The sequence below is a fragment of the Micromonospora sp. M61 genome, assembly GCF_018070245.1.
GTDB classification, from domain to species: Bacteria; Actinomycetota; Actinomycetes; order Mycobacteriales; family Micromonosporaceae; genus Micromonospora; species Micromonospora zamorensis.
The window spans coordinates 174,718-189,670 of sequence record NZ_JAGPYA010000001.1 but is presented as its reverse complement, the minus strand read 5'-3'; the positions used below and the strand labels follow the sequence as shown (position 1 = coordinate 189,670).

16 protein-coding genes are annotated in these 14,953 nt (G+C 71.1%); 3 read left to right on the top strand and 13 right to left on the bottom strand.

The window, feature by feature from the left end; all coding sequences use genetic code 11:
* Window positions 1–45 precede the first annotated feature (45 nt).
* Entirely contained in the window at window positions 46–573 is a 528-nt protein-coding gene (locus tag KBX34_RS00890) for a hypothetical protein (RefSeq protein ID WP_210922682.1), read from the bottom strand.
* A gap of 45 nt (window positions 574–618) precedes the next feature.
* Complete coding sequence (locus tag KBX34_RS00885; RefSeq protein WP_210922680.1) at window positions 619–1,779, bottom strand: hypothetical protein; 1,161 nt, start codon at window positions 1,777–1,779, stop codon at window positions 619–621.
* A gap of 224 nt (window positions 1,780–2,003) precedes the next feature.
* Between KBX34_RS00885 and KBX34_RS34160 the strand changes: the two genes are divergently transcribed.
* Entirely contained in the window at window positions 2,004–3,554 is a 1,551-nt protein-coding gene (locus KBX34_RS34160) for a gluconokinase (RefSeq protein WP_141908006.1), read from the top strand.
* 24 nt (window positions 3,555–3,578) lie between these two features.
* On the opposite strand, the gene KBX34_RS00875 is transcribed toward KBX34_RS34160, so the two are convergent.
* A complete protein-coding gene (locus KBX34_RS00875) occupies window positions 3,579–3,863 on the bottom strand; it encodes a putative quinol monooxygenase (RefSeq protein ID WP_210922677.1) in 285 nt (94 codons plus the stop codon).
* Between the two features lie 154 nt (window positions 3,864–4,017).
* Here KBX34_RS00875 and KBX34_RS00870 point away from each other — a divergent pair, with 154 nt between their 5' ends.
* Window positions 4,018–5,313, top strand: a complete 1,296-nt coding sequence (locus tag KBX34_RS00870; RefSeq protein ID WP_210922675.1) for a serine hydrolase — start codon at window positions 4,018–4,020, stop codon at window positions 5,311–5,313.
* 4 nt (window positions 5,314–5,317) lie between these two features.
* Here KBX34_RS00870 and KBX34_RS00865 read toward each other — a convergent pair whose 3' ends face one another.
* The 3 genes from KBX34_RS00865 to KBX34_RS00855 all read right to left on the bottom strand — a co-directional run bounded on the left by KBX34_RS00865 (window position 5,318) and on the right by KBX34_RS00855 (window position 9,244).
* On the bottom strand, window positions 5,318–6,088 hold the full coding sequence (locus tag KBX34_RS00865) for a hypothetical protein (protein WP_210922673.1): 771 nt from the start codon (window positions 6,086–6,088) through the stop codon (window positions 5,318–5,320).
* A 91-nt stretch (window positions 6,089–6,179) separates the two neighbouring features.
* Window positions 6,180–6,938 (bottom strand): MerR family transcriptional regulator, encoded by a 759-nt coding sequence (locus KBX34_RS00860; RefSeq protein ID WP_210922665.1) that lies wholly within the window; start codon window positions 6,936–6,938, stop codon window positions 6,180–6,182.
* A gap of 50 nt (window positions 6,939–6,988) precedes the next feature.
* Window positions 6,989–9,244, bottom strand: coding sequence for a bifunctional diguanylate cyclase/phosphodiesterase (locus KBX34_RS00855; protein ID WP_210793159.1), 2,256 nt, complete (start codon window positions 9,242–9,244; stop codon window positions 6,989–6,991).
* 175 nt (window positions 9,245–9,419) lie between these two features.
* On the opposite strand from KBX34_RS00855, the gene KBX34_RS00850 reads away from it, so the two are divergent.
* Window positions 9,420–10,601 carry a hypothetical protein gene (locus KBX34_RS00850; RefSeq protein WP_307871290.1) on the top strand — a complete coding sequence of 394 codons (1,182 nt, stop codon included), beginning with the start codon at window positions 9,420–9,422 and terminating at the stop codon, window positions 10,599–10,601.
* Between the two features lie 239 nt (window positions 10,602–10,840).
* Here KBX34_RS00850 and KBX34_RS00845 read toward each other — a convergent pair whose 3' ends face one another.
* The 7 genes from KBX34_RS00845 to KBX34_RS00815 all read right to left on the bottom strand — a co-directional run bounded on the left by KBX34_RS00845 (window position 10,841) and on the right by KBX34_RS00815 (window position 14,941).
* The gene (locus KBX34_RS00845) at window positions 10,841–11,074 is read right to left on the bottom strand and encodes a zinc-ribbon domain-containing protein (protein WP_088946359.1); all 234 of its coding nucleotides are present in this window, start codon (window positions 11,072–11,074) and stop codon (window positions 10,841–10,843) included.
* Window positions 11,075–11,197: 123 nt separating this feature from the next.
* Window positions 11,198–11,479, bottom strand: a complete 282-nt coding sequence (locus KBX34_RS00840) for a hypothetical protein (protein ID WP_088946358.1) — start codon at window positions 11,477–11,479, stop codon at window positions 11,198–11,200.
* A gap of 22 nt (window positions 11,480–11,501) precedes the next feature.
* Complete coding sequence (locus KBX34_RS00835) at window positions 11,502–12,599, bottom strand: hypothetical protein (protein ID WP_210922662.1); 1,098 nt, start codon at window positions 12,597–12,599, stop codon at window positions 11,502–11,504.
* Window positions 12,577–12,918 (bottom strand): WXG100 family type VII secretion target, encoded by a 342-nt coding sequence (locus KBX34_RS00830; RefSeq protein ID WP_141908000.1) that lies wholly within the window; start codon window positions 12,916–12,918, stop codon window positions 12,577–12,579. Before KBX34_RS00830 ends, KBX34_RS00835 begins: the two co-directional genes overlap by 23 nt.
* A 4-nt stretch (window positions 12,919–12,922) precedes the next feature.
* Window positions 12,923–13,279: a YbaB/EbfC family nucleoid-associated protein gene (locus KBX34_RS00825; protein ID WP_210922659.1), complete on the bottom strand. Its 357-nt coding sequence runs from the start codon at window positions 13,277–13,279 to the stop codon at window positions 12,923–12,925.
* Between the two features lie 242 nt (window positions 13,280–13,521).
* A complete protein-coding gene (locus tag KBX34_RS00820; protein ID WP_099850776.1) occupies window positions 13,522–14,391 on the bottom strand; it encodes an SRPBCC family protein in 870 nt (289 codons plus the stop codon).
* Entirely contained in the window at window positions 14,384–14,941 is a 558-nt protein-coding gene (locus tag KBX34_RS00815) for a helix-turn-helix domain-containing protein (protein WP_210922657.1), read from the bottom strand. Before KBX34_RS00815 ends, KBX34_RS00820 begins: the two co-directional genes overlap by 8 nt.
* Window positions 14,942–14,953: the final 12 nt, after the last annotated feature.

Genomic DNA, 14,953 nt, shown 5'->3' with positions numbered 1-14,953 from the left:
GGTGGTCACCGGGCTCACCTCCTCTCGTGGCTGACGAAGATCACTCTAGCCGAGTGGGTCGGGGAGCCGGCCCCGGGCTGGAAACCGCGACGGGGTCCGTGGCGGGTACGCCTCGCAGTGTTCGGCCCAGTGCTGGGCGGCGGTGGCGAGGGCGTCGGCGGACACGGTGAGGACCAGCGGGTAGATCGCTGTGGACGGGCGGCGCATCCACGGTGGCAGTGACTCGGCGGAGAACTCCACGATCAGTTCCAGCCGGCGGCGGCGCAGCACCCGGCTGCGCAGGGCCAGGTTGGGTTCGGTGAAGCGGACCAGCGCCGGTGGCGCGCTCAGCCCGAGGGCGGTGGTGGCCTGCCCGTGCAGCCAGCCGCCGAGGGCGCGGGCCTCCTCGACCATCAGGCTCGGGTAGTGGTGTGACCAGGTCTGACCGTCGGCGGTGCGGGCGTCCACCTCGATGAGCAGCCAGTCGTGCCAGCCGGGCGTGGGCCCCTCGGGGTCGTCGGGCGGGTCGATGCCGGGCTGGTAGCCGACGGGGCGTATCCGCACCCGAGCGCCATCGTCAGACCGGATCTCCACTCGATCATTCTGGCCGACCGAAGCAGACTTTCGCCCCTAAATCGGTCACTTGGCGACGGTTCGCCGCACGCCACCGTGCTCCGCGCAGGCACTGGGCCGACCGCCGGTCAGGCTGACCGAACCGTCCCGACACTGCACGAGGTAACCCCGGCCGGACCAGAACTGCGGAACGCAGTCGAACCAGTCGCAAACCTCGGCGGCCGGCTTGCGGATCCGCGTCCCGCCGCAATAGTCGTACCCCAGCGGGTTTTCCGGTGCCCCACAGCGCGGACCCTGAGACGCGCTCGGTGACGGCCGTGGTGACCTCGTCGGCTTCGACGGCGGGGTGACCCGCACCGGCGACGGGCGGATCAGCGCGGGCGCCGCGCTGTGGGTGGGCGCTGCGCTCTGGGTGGGCGCCGGGGTGGCGGCGGCGGCGACCTCCGCGCCACCGGTCGGGTCGGACGGGTCCGACTCGATCAGCGCCGCCGGCACCAGCAGCGCGATGGCGGCGGCCACCGCGAGGGTCCGCCGACCACCCGGCACCCGCGCGGTGAACCGGGCCTGCGCTGGGGTGTTCACTGCCGGCCGGAACGGCTTGAGCTGGGCGTGCTCGGCGATCAGCTCGTCGAGCTGGGCGAGCACCGCGGCGCGTTGTTCGATCGCGTCGGCGAAGGCCAGCGTCAGCTTGAACCGGAAGTCCGGCGCGGCGTCGGTGGGCAGCAGCAACCCGGAGGTGAGCCGCCGGTCCAGCGCCTGGATCAGGGTGACCGGGGCCGCCGGGTCGTGGGCCAGCCCGGTGATCCGGCCGTACGCCCACTCGCGCCGGCCTCGCCCACCGAGCAGCACCAGTCGACGGCTGGTGATCACGGCCATGCCGGCGTCGGTGACGCGTACGCCGTCGGGGCGACGTGGGCGCAGCGGCCCGGTCTGCGGGGCGACAGTGAGGTCGGGCGCGGGCAGCACTGTGGTGTGCCGCACCTCGACCAGTTGCGCCGCGGGCAGTGCCCAGAGCACCACCTCGTCGGCGGCCAACTCCAGCGGCAGTCCCGCACCGGCCGCCGCAGAGCCCTGGAATTCGGCGGCCAGGACGCGCAGCCGCCGTAACTCGTCGTCGCGTCGCCGCCACGCCGCTTCGGCACCGCGGTAGGTGCTGACCCGCCGCACGTTCTGCCGGTGCGCCCACCGGTAGCGCCAGGTGGAACCCGTCGATTCAGTCTTTGCCACGCCGACTCCTTCGCCGCGCAGGCCACCAATCTGGGGTGTCATGGGGATTAACAGGCGCGGCGCGGCGCTCGGAAACGCCGAAACGGGTGAACTGTCCGATCGGCGGAGGAACCAACACGATAGGGGGATAGTGTTGCCGACGTTCATTCGGTCCGGAGTGCCGCCTCGCGGCGCGGAGGCCGAATTATCGTCGCAGATTCACTTTTGGTGAGGGGGTGCGGGTCGTGCCGCAGGACAGGCCCGCCGTGGTCGTCGGCGTGGACATCGGCACCACCAGCACCAAGGCCGTCGCGTACGACACCGACGGGCGGCAGCTCGCCAGCCACTCGGTCGGCTACCCGCTGGACGACCCCCAACCCGGGTACGCCGAGCAGGAGCCGCAACTCATCCTCGACGCCGTGCTGAAGTCGATCAGCATGGTGGTGGCCGAGCTGGTCGAGCCGGTGGCCGGGCTCTCGTTCAGCTCCGCAATGCACAGCCTGATCGGCCTGGACGCGGCCGGCAACCCGCTCACCCCGTCGATCACCTGGGCCGACTCGCGGGCGACCCGGCAGGCGGAGCGGCTGCGGGCGGTGCCGTCCGGGCTGGCCCTGCACCGCCGCACCGGCACGCCGGTCCACCCCATGTCACCGCTGCCCAAGCTGCTCTGGTTCGCCGAGCAGGAGCCGAAGCTCTTCGAGAGCGTCGCGCACTGGGTGGGCATCAAGGACTGGGTGCTGCTGCGGCTCTGCGACGCGCTGGTCATCGACCACTCCATCGCCTCGGCCACCGGCCTGATGGACATCCACACACTGGAGTGGGACAGCGAGGCGCTGACCATCGCCGGCATCACCGAGGAGCAACTCCCCCAGCTCGTCGCCACCACCGCCGTGCTGCCCAGCCTCACCCCGCAGGTCGCGGCCGTGACCGGTCTGCCGGAGCGCACCCCGGTGGTGGTCGGCGCCGGGGACGGGCCACTGGCGAACCTGGGCCTGGGCGCGGTGCACCCGGGCATGGTGGCCTGCTCGATCGGCACCAGCGGCGCGATGCGCGTGATGGTGGAGCGGCCGGGCGTGGACCCGCTCGGCGGGGTGTTCTGCTACGCGCTGACCGAGCACCGCTGGACCGTCGGCGGCGCGATCAACAACGGCGGCATCGTCCTCAAGTGGGCCGGCGCGGCGCTCGCCCCGGACCTGGGCGAGCACGCCGAGGAGGAGCTGGTCGCCCTCGCCGCCCGCGCGCCGGTCGGCTCGGGCGGGCTCATCATGCTGCCGTACCTGCACAGCGAACGCGCGCCGCACTGGAGCGCGCTGCCGCGCGGCGCGTACGTGGGGTTGACCCACGGGCACCGCCGCGAGCATCTGATCCGGGCGGCGCTGGAGGGGGTCTGTCAGCAGCTTGCGCTGGTGCTCAGCTCGGTGCGCTCGGCCGGCAACGAGGTCCGCGAGATCCGGGCCGGTGGCGGTTTCGCCCGCAGCGGCCTGTGGCGGCAAATGCTCGCCGACGTGCTCGGCCTGCCGGTGAGCTTTCCGGCCGCGCACGAGGGGTCGAGCTTCGGCGCGGCGCTGCTCGGCATGCAGGCGCTGGGGCTGATCCCCAGCATCGACGTCGCCGCCGACCTGGTGCGGATCGAGGAGACGGTACGCCCCGACCCGGCCGCCGCCGCCACCTACGCGGCGCTGCTGCCGCTCTTCGCCGAGCTGTACGACGCGCTGGTGCCCGCGTTCACCTCGATGCGCCGGCTGGCGCCCAGCCTGCCCGCGGAACCCGAGCCCTCGGCGGGACCGCCGATGTGACCCTCCGGCCGTGGGTGACCCGGGTCAGGGTGCCTCGACGCCGGAGATCAGGTAACGCTGCACGTCGGCGTCGAGGATCTCCACTTCCTGCGTGTCACTCGGCCCGGAGCCCCGGAACGCGGCCAACTGCTCCGCGGACTCCCAGCGTTCGTAGACGTGGATCCGCCCCGGCTCCAACGGGTCGGCCGCGAGCAGGAAGTCGAGGCAGCCGGCGGTGGCGCGCGCCTGCGCGATGACCTGCTCGCAGCCGGCCAGGTAGGCATCACGTGCGGCCGGTTCGACCTGCAGGCTGCCTGCAATGATCAACATGGGGACCTCCGGGGTCGGTGCCGCTGATGAGGCTGATGCCTGTGAGTCATTTTTATACCTGTGAGTCATCACGCTCGTGCGGACATCGCCGCCCGGGCGGGTGACGCCGGTCCCGCTGGCCTCACCAGCCCCCGGCGCTTCATATCGTGCAAACGTGAGAAAAAGCGACAAGAAGCGCTCATCTTCCCTGCTGAGAGCCCCTGTCCGCGTACCCCTGAAGTGGCTGGCGGCGACGGTCGCGCTTGCCGTGGTCGCGACGACCGGGCCGGCCACCGCGGACGGTCAGGGCCACGAGCCCGGTGTGGAGCCGACGCCGGAGCGGGCGCCGACCAGCGAGGTGTCCTGGTTGTCGTTCCCCGGCGGGGTGTTCGCTGTGGACTCACTCGGGCACACCGTGCGCTACCGCGCCTGCGACGGCGACACCGGCCGGGTCGCCGACCCGGGCATGCGGGTCGCCGCCGGGGTGGCCAGCGGCGCTGTCGTCGTCGGAGGCACGGCCTACCGCTACCGGGTGCCGCTGGTTGGACGCGCCGAGGGCACGCTTGAGGTGATCCAACAGCACCGGTCGCCGACGACGCTGACCGGCGTGGTGGTCACCAGCCCGCAACCGCCCACCGACCCGATCGCCGGAGCCCGGCTGTTTCCGCTCAGCGGGCAGCTCGCCCGGGTGGTCGCCGACGCGAGCCTCAACCCGGCCGGGGTCACCGTCCGCGACCTGTCCGGCCGGTACGGCGACCAGCAGATCGCGGTCAACGGCTCGCTGCGCCCCAAGGCCGCCAGCGTGATCAAACTGTGGATCCTCGTCGAGCTACTCCGCCGGGTCGACTGTGGACAGGTCGCCCTCGACGACGGCGTGCTGGTCACCCCGGAGGACGTGGTCGGCGGCACCGGTCAGTTGCAGTTCGAGACGTTCCCGCAGGTGGTCACCCTGCACCGGCTCGCTCGGTACCTCATCAAGTACAGCGACAACGTGGCCGCGAACGTGCTGATCACCTACCTGGGTGGGTTCGCCCCGGTCAACGCGCTGATCGACTCGATGAACCAGCGGTCCACCATCCTGGCCCGCCGGATGCTCGACAGTGCGGCCGCCCAGCGTGGCGAGGAGAACTACACCAGCCCGGACGACGTGGTGTCCCTGCTCGGCGCCGTCTGGGACGGCGAGATCCTCACCCCCGCGTCCCGTGACCTGATGATCGGCTTCATGCGGGAGCAGACCCTGAACACCAAGATCCCGGCGGCGTTGCCGCCCGGGGTGCCGGTGGCCCACAAGACCGGTGACCTGCCGGACGCCTCCCACGACGTCGGCTACTACCTGATCCCCGGCACCGAGACCGCCGTCGCGTTCCTCACCGCCGGGCCGATGGCCACCGGCGACGAGACGGTCCGTCGGATGGCCCGTACCGTCTACGACTTCCTCGTCACCCCCAGCGAGGGGGCGGTCGAGGAGTGAGCCGTCAGGCGCCGGGGATGTTCGCCGGCGGGTCCTCGCCGACCAGGTCGGCCGCCGGCGGGTCGGCCGACACCGGCGACCCGAAATCCGAGTACGTCAGGTCGAGCTGTGCGGTCTGCGACTGCTCGCTGGCCAACTCGATGCGGTAACGCACCAACCGCCCCTGCTCGTCGACGGCCGCCGTGAACGGCACCGCCCCGGCCCGGTCACCGAGCACCTTGCTGACCCCGCTGCCCAGCACCGCGCCGCTCTCGCGCAGGTCCAACGTGCCGGCGAACTCCCGCATGGCGGTCTGCCGGACCCCGGCCGGCGCGGCCAACGTGCTGGCCAGCCGGGTGTTGTCCAAGCCCTGCTTGGCCGCCGGCTTTCCCGCCGCGCCGACGTGCCACCAGGTCTTGCCGTCCCAGACCGGCACGCGGCGGTCCGGGGCGGTCACCCGCACGTAGACGTCCGGCCCGGTCGTCAACCGCTCGATCTTCACCTCACCGGTGGGCACCTTCAGCGAGGTGGTCTCCAGACCACGCTTCGCCTTCGGGTCCCACAGCAGCACCGTGGCGTCGCCGTCCGCGCCGCCGGTGCCCACTGTCAGCTTGTACGGCTGCTCGTCGGCCTTCGCTGCGGCGGCCTTCAGCACGGCGACCGGGTCGGTCGGGCCGGCCGACGCCGCCGGGCGACCCGCGTCCGGCTCGTCGCCGCCAGCCACCAGGGCGTACGCCCCGGCGCCCACCGCCACCACGAGCACGGCGACAGCAGCGATCAGCTTCGGCTTCTGCACGGTCATCTCCCCCGAGCGGCACGCCGCCGGCCGGTCGCCGATCGACGCTCACCGCGGTGCGGTCCGGCCAGACTAGCCGGACCGCCCGACGTCACGCGCGGCTGATCGCGTTGGCGTGGATCGCCTCGTTCAGGTACGCGGCCAGCCCCGGGGCGATGCTCTCGTAGTGTGCGGTGAACCGCTCGTCGGCCAGGTACATGTCGGCCAATCCGGTCTGCATCTCGTACGAGCACTCGTAGAACCAGCGACTGATGATCTGCCGGTGCTCCTCGGCCAACTCCATCGCCTCCGGGCCGTCGGCCGGGGTGCCCGAGGCCATCACCGCGACGATCCGTCGACCCCAGTCCTCGTTCTCCGCCTTGATCCGTAGCCAGTCCTCCTTGCCGTAGCGGGAGGCCCGCCGGTTCGACTCCCGGTACGCGTCGGTGTCACCCCAGCGCTGCTCCGCCTCGGCCTGGTGCTCCTCCGGGTCGACGTCACCGAAGACCTCGAACCGCTCTTCCGGAGTGAGTTGGATGTTCAACTTGCTCGCCTCCATCGCGAACTCGATCGCCGTGACCATCTCCTGCAACCGCTTCATCCGTACCGTCAGCAGCTCGTGCTGTCGGCGCAGGTGGGCGGCCGGGTCGGCCGCCGGGTCGTCGATGATCGCGGTGATCTCCTCAAGCGGGAAACCCAGCTCCCGGTAGTACAGGACGAGTTGCAGCCGTTGCAGGTCCGCCTCGTCGTAGCGGCGGTAACCAGCCGAGGTCCGTCCGCTCGGCGAGAGCAACCCGATCTCGTCGTAGTGGTGCAACGTCCGGATCGTCACGCCAGCCAGCTTCGCCACCTGACCCACCGTGTACGCCATGGTTCCCCTCCCTTCCGGGAACCAGGCTCCCGCCTGCCGCTACGTGAGGGTCAAGCCCGATTCTGGCCCACCATGGCCGGGCCGTCCGGCCGCCCGTACAGATAGCCCTGACCGCGCGGGCACCCGATCGCGGCGACCGCCTCGTGCTGGCGCTCGGTCTCCACACCCTCGGCGACCACAGTGAGGTCGAACGCGCCAGCCAGCCGGGTGATCATCTCCACCGTGGCGTACGCCCGGTCGTCGGCACCCAGCCGGGCCACGAACGAGCGGTCGATCTTCAGCTCGGTGGCCGGGATGCGGTGCAGGTAGCTCAGCGACGAGTAACCGGTGCCGAAGTCGTCGATGGCGATCCTGATGCCCAGCTCCCGGATCTGGTGCAGCCGCTCCAGCACCGCGTCGGTGCCCTCGATCAGCGCCGACTCGGTCAGCTCCAGGGTCAACGCCCGCGGCGCCAGCCCGGCGGCACTGGTGGCCGCGGTGACAGTGGCGATCAGGTCCGGCCGGCGCAGGTGCGCCGCGGCGATGTTCACTGCGACTGTCGCCTCCGGCACCCGGCCCCGCCAGGTCGCGGCGGCCCGGCACGCCTCGTGGATCACCCAGCGGTCGATCGGCAGGATCAACCCGGTCTCCTCGGCCAGCGGCAGGAACCTCGCCGGTGGCAGCATCCCCAGACGCGGGTGCCGCCACCGCACCAACGCCTCGGCGCTGCGAACCGCGCCGGTGCACAGGTCGACGATGGGTTGGAACTCCAGGTGCAGCTGCTCCTCGTCGACCGCGCGGCGCAGATCGGCGATCAACTCGGCGCGGGAGACGGCCGACTCGCGCAGCGCCGGGGTGCACGTCCGGTACGCGGACTTCCCAGCCGCCTTCGCCGCGTACATGGCGATGTCGGCGTCGCGCAGCAGGTCGGTGTGCGAGGCGTGCTGCGGGCCGTACTCGGCGATGCCGATGCTCGCCGACGGGTGCACCCCGACGTCCTCCTCGTCGCCGGAGGGCCGCAGCGCGTCCAGCAGCCGCTCGGCGAGCCGCTCCGGTGAGACCGGTCGCTCGCCGTCGACCAGCACCGCGAACTCGTCGCCACCGAGCCGGGCGATGGTGCCGTCGTCGCTCACGGCAGCCCGCATCCGGGCCGCCAACCCGGTCAGCAGAGTGTCGCCGGTGGCGTGCCCGAACCGGTCGTTGACCTGCTTGAACCCGTCCAGGTCGAGCAGCAGCACGGCCACCGGTCGCCCGTCGCGCAGGGCCAGGCGCAGCCGCCGGTTGAACAGCAGCCGGTTGGGCAGCCCGGTGAGCTGGTCGCCGTACGCGAGCCGGCGCAGCCGGGCCACCAGCCGCAGGTTCTCGTTGGCGGCCAGCCCCTGCCGTACGGCGAGGGCCGCGAGCAACGCCATCATGGTGACGAAGACCAGCTGCGGGGCCTGACCGGTGGGCCGACGGGTCAGCACCACCGCGATGATCGCCCCACCCACCGGCAGGTACGGCAGCGCCACCCGCCACCAGGGCGGCAGCGGCGACACGGCGGCGTCGTCGGTGCCGTCGCAGTCCGGTGGTGGCGGATTCCGGGTGGCCAGGCCGATCAGCAGGTAGCTCAGTGGCCAGCACAGGTCGATCGGGTGACCGGGGGCGTAGTCGGCACGGACGACCAACGACACGTAGACGACGTCGGCGACGACCCGCAGGGTGAGGCTCACCGCGAGCACGCTCATCGGCCGCCACATCGGCCGGGCCGGGCCTGCGACGGCGACCAGGATGGTGAGCTGCATCAGGTCGAACATCGGGTAGAGCAGCCCCAGCGTGCGCGCCGGGTCGGCCAACTCGGCGGCGGCCACCCCGCGGAACACCAGCACCCAGCCGATCGGCACCAGGGCCAGCGCGACGATCATCCCGTCCAGCAACGTGCGGGCCCGCCCCACCGCCGACCGGGGCGCCGACGGCGAGCTGAGCAGCGCCGCCGTACCGGTGAGGATGCCGGCGGTGAAGACCACCCCCACCAGCGGTGTGTGCGGCAGGTCGCCACCGACGAGCCGCTGCGTCGTCCAGATCGCCCGGCCGAGCGCCGCGAGCGCCATGGTGACGGCGAGCAGCGTCCAGAACCGCCGCAGCGGCGCCGGATGCCGGCGGGCCACCCCGACGCATGCGAGCGTCGCCCAGCCGGCGACCAACATCCCGCCGAGGTCACTGACCAGCGCGGCACCGGGCAGCGCGGCGACCAGCCAGCACGCCTCCACCAGGATGACTGCGGCCGCGACGACAGCACCGGCGGGGCTGAGCAGCCCCGCAGCCTGCTTTCCGTCCTGTCGGGACACGGTCGCTCCGGCTCTTCGTCGTACGTGCACCCTCGGCGGACCTGTCCACGGCAAACCCCGAAAGCCTAGCCAGCGCCCCGGGTGCCCGCCAAGGTCCGGACGGCCGCGCGATTCGACCCGGTTCGGCCACGTAGGACGGCCGCGCCGTTACCTGTTCGGCCGTACCATCTCCCCGGTGACCTCTACCCGCCGGCGGCTGGTGGCCGCCTCCATCCTTCTGTTGGTGGAAGCGGTGCTGTTCGCACTCCTCGTCACCGAGTCCATGGCGGGTGCCATCGTCGCCGCTGGCATCACCTGCCTGTCGTTCTGGGCGCACCTCGTCCTGCACGAGTGCGGACACCTCGTCGCGGCGAAGCTGCTGCGCCTGGAGGTGGTCGCCGTCCGTATCGCGCCGTTCACCGGGTGGCGCAACCACGTGTCGGTCCGACCTGCGCCGTCGTCGACTGCGTTGCCGCTGCGGATGGTGCTGTTCTACCTCAGTGGCCCAGTGGTCAACCTGTGCACCGCGACGGTGCTGGGTGCCGCGGCGGCGTTGACAAGCACACCGGTGACACGCTTCGCGCTGCTCAGCGCAGCACTACTCGCGGCGCTTCTGGGGCTGGTCAACCTCATTCCCTCGCCCCACAGTGACGGCCGCAACCTGCTCCCCTGGCTTTCGGCGCCGACCGCCACCAGCGCGGCGCTGCGGGCGGCCTACTACCAGGAGGAGATAGACCTGACGCTGCGGACGATCAGCCATGGGGAGGCGGACGACGGCCACCTCGGAGATCCGGTTCGCGACGGTAACGACACGCGGCTCGCGCTCGCCGCCTTTCAACAACGCTGGAGCACGGGACACGCGCGGTCGACGACGGACTTCATCGCCGACGCCGAGCGACTCGCGGCGCTGGCTCGCGCCGACAGCACCGATCCCGCGACGGCCGCCGCGATCGGGCAGGCGCTCAGCATCCAGTTCGGGTTGTGGTACCTGTACGCCGCGGTGGTGACCAGATCACCTGTCGACCACCGCGAGGTGGTGGAGATCTGGGAACTGGCACAGCTCGGCTTTCAGGTGCAGCCACACAGGTTGGCCGCCCGTGTCGCGATGAGCCTGGCGCACCTGCTCAACCAGCGGCCGGAGCAGGCGCGGTCGCTGCTTCTCGACGTTCGGGCCGGTGTCGACCCGCCGGATCTGTGCAGCGTCGCGTTTCTCCTGCGGGCCATCGCCGAGTGCCACCTGGGCAACCACGCCGATGCGGACACCCACATCAGGGCGGCCGGCGGCGGCTACCGGCAACTGACACAGATCGTTGCCACGATCCGGGCGGCCGATCCGGTGCTGCCGTTGTCCGCCCCGGCACCGATGGCTGGCATCTGACCGGTGTGCCGCCAGCCCCAGGTACGGGCGGTGGGGTGGGTGTGGGACGAGTGTGTCAGCGGCCGGCGGAGCGGTTCCACGGAGAGCGGGGCAGGGCGGTGCCGGCCACTGGGCGGCGTGCGCGGCGGCGTCTGCGCCGGCCGGGGGTGCAGGGCGGGCGGGCAACGGTGTGCACCGCCACGTCGACCGGCGGCGTCGGTCGGCCGATCAGCCAGCAGAGGAAACGTTCCATCGGGAGATCAGCCGACCGGGAGGCGCTCAGCGTCGGACCTGGAGATGTCGTACTGCGCCCCGCAGAACGTGCACTGCTGCGCATACCGGGTGCGGATCGGAATGAGCGGTATGAAGAACAGGGTGAATTTCGTCGAGCGGCGGGTGATCACCTGCGCGGCCTGATTGCCGCAGTGACGGCAGACCTGCTGCACGACACCGGACCGGTCGACCTTGGTACGCAGACCAAAGATGAAGAACATCGCCCGCCAATACCCACTTCACCCAGAGAACTCACCAGATCCGGCCGGCGAATCAGGACACGCATCGCCGCGGGTGCACAGGATCGTGATCGAGGCGAGGCACTCAGCTGCCGGGCGCCGCCCTCAGTGCCAGGGCCGGCGCTGGTCCAGCTCGCCCGCCAGCCGGCGGAGAAAGTCGCGGAACCCCTGCTCGCTGTGCGACGTCTCGATCTCGTCGGTGAGCGGACCGTCGTACTGCTGCGCCTGGACGATCGCTTCGGCGTACACACCCGGGCCGTCCCCGAAGTAGCGCCGCTCGACCATCGCTGCGGCCATCTGGCTGGCGGAGTCGTCGTCCAGCTGAGGGGTGAACATCAACCCGTACAGGATCTGGTTGATGACGCCCTTCCAGTTTTGGCTGTCCATTCCATCCACCCTTTCCGACGGGTCAGTTCAACCGGGTACGGCCATCGAAGCCGAAGAGCGGAATGTCTTTGACGCCGTTGCGGCTCAGCTCGTCGGTGACCTGACGCATATGCCCGGGACTGGGTTGGTAGTGCCCGCTGGCGGAGGTCACGTACTGGACCCTACCGTCGACGACCGCGATCTCACCGGCCGCCGCGACCGGCTTACCGTTGCCCAGGGTGGAGTGGTGGAAGTCGCCAACCCGTTGGTAGTTCGAGGCATACATGTTGCCTCGGTCATCCATGACGAAGATGGCCCGGCCGCCGTCCCTGGTCCAGTGGGTGGACGCGGCGCGAGTGTCGAAGGGCTCGCCGTCTTTCGCCTGGCGCAGGATGCCGTCCGAGTCGACGTACACCCGGTGCGCCTCCCGTTCCGCCTCACTGAGCCGACGCACCGAACTGGGCCGAAATGGGTTTCCCGGATGGTCGCCGGCCGTCTCGTACCGGTACTTGTCCAGCATCGGCCGGCCCTGGTAGCGGACCTCCTGCAGCGGTCCGGGCACACCGGGGCGTCCCGGACGCCGACCCGGGCCCTTGCGGTTGAACCTGCGCAGCAACGTCTTGGCGCGGCGAAGCAGTCGCGGAATGATGTCGTTGACGACCCGTTGCACGACCTCCTTGATGATTCGGCGGATCGCGACCCGGGCCACGCCGATCGCGATCGGAATCTGTGCCAGCGAGCCACCGAGGGTGGGAGTCGCTGCCGCCAGCGCCATGGCAACCTGGATCACCAGGATCGTGAGCTGGACGATCGTGAGGACCTTCTGGGTCAACGTGATCACGGCCATTACGAGCAGGGCGGCGGCGATGAGCTCCGCGGCCTCGGCGCCGTCCTCGATACGGCTGCTCGGGCCCTCCTCGCCACGCCACATCGCCTCGAAGGCGGCGACGTCACGCCCCCGGTTGGTCGCACTCACGACACTCGCTCCGGCGTTCGCCCCGCTGGCCGCCGTGCGCAACGTGCCCGCGAAGGCCATCCACGCCTGGGCGGCCTCGTACAGCAGCTCCTCGTCGGCCTCAGGCCAGGTGAAGCCCACCCAGTTGAGGGCCTCGGCGAGCTCAGCTGGCAGCTGTAGGCCCACCGGGCAGCCCCAGTCTCGTGAACAGGGCCGCGTTGTCGAGGTCACTGCGCTCATGGGCGTCAGCGGCGGCGTCAAGCCTGTCGGCCACACTCAGGAGCTGGTCGGCCATCGAGGCGTAGGCGTCAAGAGCGTGTTGCAGCACCTCGGTGTAAGCCGCTCCGAAGACCGTCCCGGCCTCGTCGCCACCCCAGGGACTGGCCGAACCGGTGACGGTGCCCTGCAACCGCTGCACCTCGGCGCCGAGCCGGTCACCGCTGGCCTCGATGCTCCGCGCCGCGGAGTGCAGCGCGGCGACGTCGACCTCTATCGCGTCGGTCATCCGGTCACCGCTGGTCGAGTCGGCGAGTCAACGCGTCCAGGTCACCGATCATCCCGTCAAGCCCACGAGCAGCCTCTGCCGCGACCGCCTCCAACTGCCGACGCATCGCTGTCTGGTCGATGTCACCGCCGAGCAGCTCTTGACGCTGCCGCAGCTCGTCATCCTGGGCGGCGCGCACTGCCTCAATCACGCGGTCGGCGATGGCACGGGTGCCGTGCCGTAGCAGGCGGGGGTCGATCTCCAGCGACTCAAGCCGGCCATATCCGGCCACCGCGGCCTCGACCAGCCCGTCGGCGGCGGTGCCGCGCCCGCGCAGCTCGCCCTCGCCGGGCGGCACAACTGGTGGTGACGTCGACTCCATCGGTGCCGACGGACCGGCGGCCCTGCCCAACAAACGCATTGCCGCTTCCAGCGAATGCCCGACCGCTGTGTGATCTGCATGCTCTGGACCTGCCACCCGCACCGCCCCGGCCGCCGACTCGACACTGACTCAGCCGACTGTACCGATCAGCTGGCCGCTTGGCAGACCCGTCGCCCGGTCCCTCCACCTTGGACGCCGATGGCTCGGTCTGTCCAAGGTGGAGGTCACCGGGGACGTCGAAGTCAGCTGGCCGGCTGGGGCTCCAGGCCGGGGATCTCGGCGGGGAGCCAGATCGGCTGCCAGTCCGGCACCTCGTGGAAGCGGCGCAGCTCGGCCAGCCCGGAAACCGACCCGGTCCAGGCCGCGTACGGCGGGTTGGTCTCGTCGAAGCCGCTCTGCACGAACGTCAGCGTGGTCCGGCCACCGGACTCGGCCAGCTCCCAGCTGGTGACGCCGACCGGGCCCCAGTCGACGGACATCTTCCGGCCCGGCTCCAGGTCGACCACCTTGGCCGCGTAACCGGCGTCGAACCCGCCCATGGCGTACCGGCCACCGACCCAGGGCTCGATGCCGATCGGGTAGCCGAACCAGGCGCTGGCCTGCTCGGAGTCGGTCAGCGACTCCCACACCTTGTCGGCCGGGGCCGCGATGACCAGCTCACCGCGCAGGTCGGCGGAGGTGAAGTCGGTGCGGGGCAGCAACGGCCGGCCCTCCAGGTGGGCCGCCAGGTTGGCGATGCACAGCGACCAGTACGTCTGGAGCACGCCCCGGATGCTGGAGCCGCTCATCGCCTCGGCGAAGTCGAAGTGGCTCTGGGTCAGCGTCAGCACGGTGCTGTCGGTGCCCTCGGCGGTCAACTGGAACTCGGTGGTGGTCTCCACCCCGTCGAGCAGCCAGCTGAAGCGCAGCGTGTCGTCGTCGGCGTGCAGCAGCCGCTGATGCGGGGCGTCACCCTCGGGCGTGTAGCGGCCCCAGAACTCGTACCGCTGGGGCAGCTCGACCTCGGCGTGCTCGGCCAGCCAGAGACGCAGCTCGGCCGGGTCGGTCAGGGCCTCGCGGACGCGCCCGACGGGCGCGGAGAGACGGGCCTGGACCTTCAACGGGTCACTCATTGTCATTTCCTTTCGGATAGCAGGCGACGGCGAGCTTGAAGGCGTCTCCCTCACTGCCGCCGTAACGGGCGAACAGGTCCTGAAGTGCGGTTTGCAGGTCGCGCAGGAACTGCGGGCGAAGCTCGGCCGGCACCCGGATCTCGCCGGAGACGCCGATCGAGGGCAGCTCGGGGGCGGCCCGGTCCAGGGCCGCGACGTCGGCCTGGACCTCTTCCATCAGGTCGAGCAGGTAGCCCAGGCTCAGCTCGTCGCGGGCCCGGCGCAGCCCGATCCGGCCGACGAGCCGGGGCGACAGCCAGTAGGACCGGGCGGCGGCCTGGTAGATGCCCTCGGTGATCCCGCGGACCTTGCGCTCGTTGACCAGCTCGACCAGGCCGGCCGCGACGAGCTGCTTGACGTGGTAGTAGACGCGCTGTGGCGTCTGGTCGAGTCGGGCCGCGACCTCGGTGCAGGTGCGCGGTTCGGCCAGTTGTCGCAGCACCTCGACGCGCTGCGGCTTGAGCAGGACTTCGGCCTGCTCGATCTGCTCCAGGTACAGGACGTCTCTCATGGCAAAATCAGT

What these genes read in the sequence shown, in the direction of transcription:
- KBX34_RS00860 (WP_210922665.1), bottom strand. Translation starts at nt 6,938, where the DNA reads ATGGCGTACACGGTGGGTCAGGTGGCGAAGCTGGCTGGCGTGACGATC.
- KBX34_RS00830 (WP_141908000.1), bottom strand. Translation starts at nt 12,918, where the DNA reads ATGACCGACGCGATAGAGGTCGACGTCGCCGCGCTGCACTCCGCGGCG.
- KBX34_RS00875 (WP_210922677.1), bottom strand. Translation starts at nt 3,863, where the DNA reads ATGTTGATCATTGCAGGCAGCCTGCAGGTCGAACCGGCCGCACGTGAT.
- KBX34_RS00820 (WP_099850776.1), bottom strand. Translation starts at nt 14,391, where the DNA reads ATGAGTGACCCGTTGAAGGTCCAGGCCCGTCTCTCCGCGCCCGTCGGG.
- KBX34_RS00815 (WP_210922657.1), bottom strand. Translation starts at nt 14,941, where the DNA reads ATGAGAGACGTCCTGTACCTGGAGCAGATCGAGCAGGCCGAAGTCCTG.
- KBX34_RS00840 (WP_088946358.1), bottom strand. Translation starts at nt 11,479, where the DNA reads ATGGACAGCCAAAACTGGAAGGGCGTCATCAACCAGATCCTGTACGGG.
- KBX34_RS00845 (WP_088946359.1), bottom strand. Translation starts at nt 11,074, where the DNA reads ATGTTCTTCATCTTTGGTCTGCGTACCAAGGTCGACCGGTCCGGTGTC.
- KBX34_RS00825 (WP_210922659.1), bottom strand. Translation starts at nt 13,279, where the DNA reads ATGGAGTCGACGTCACCACCAGTTGTGCCGCCCGGCGAGGGCGAGCTG.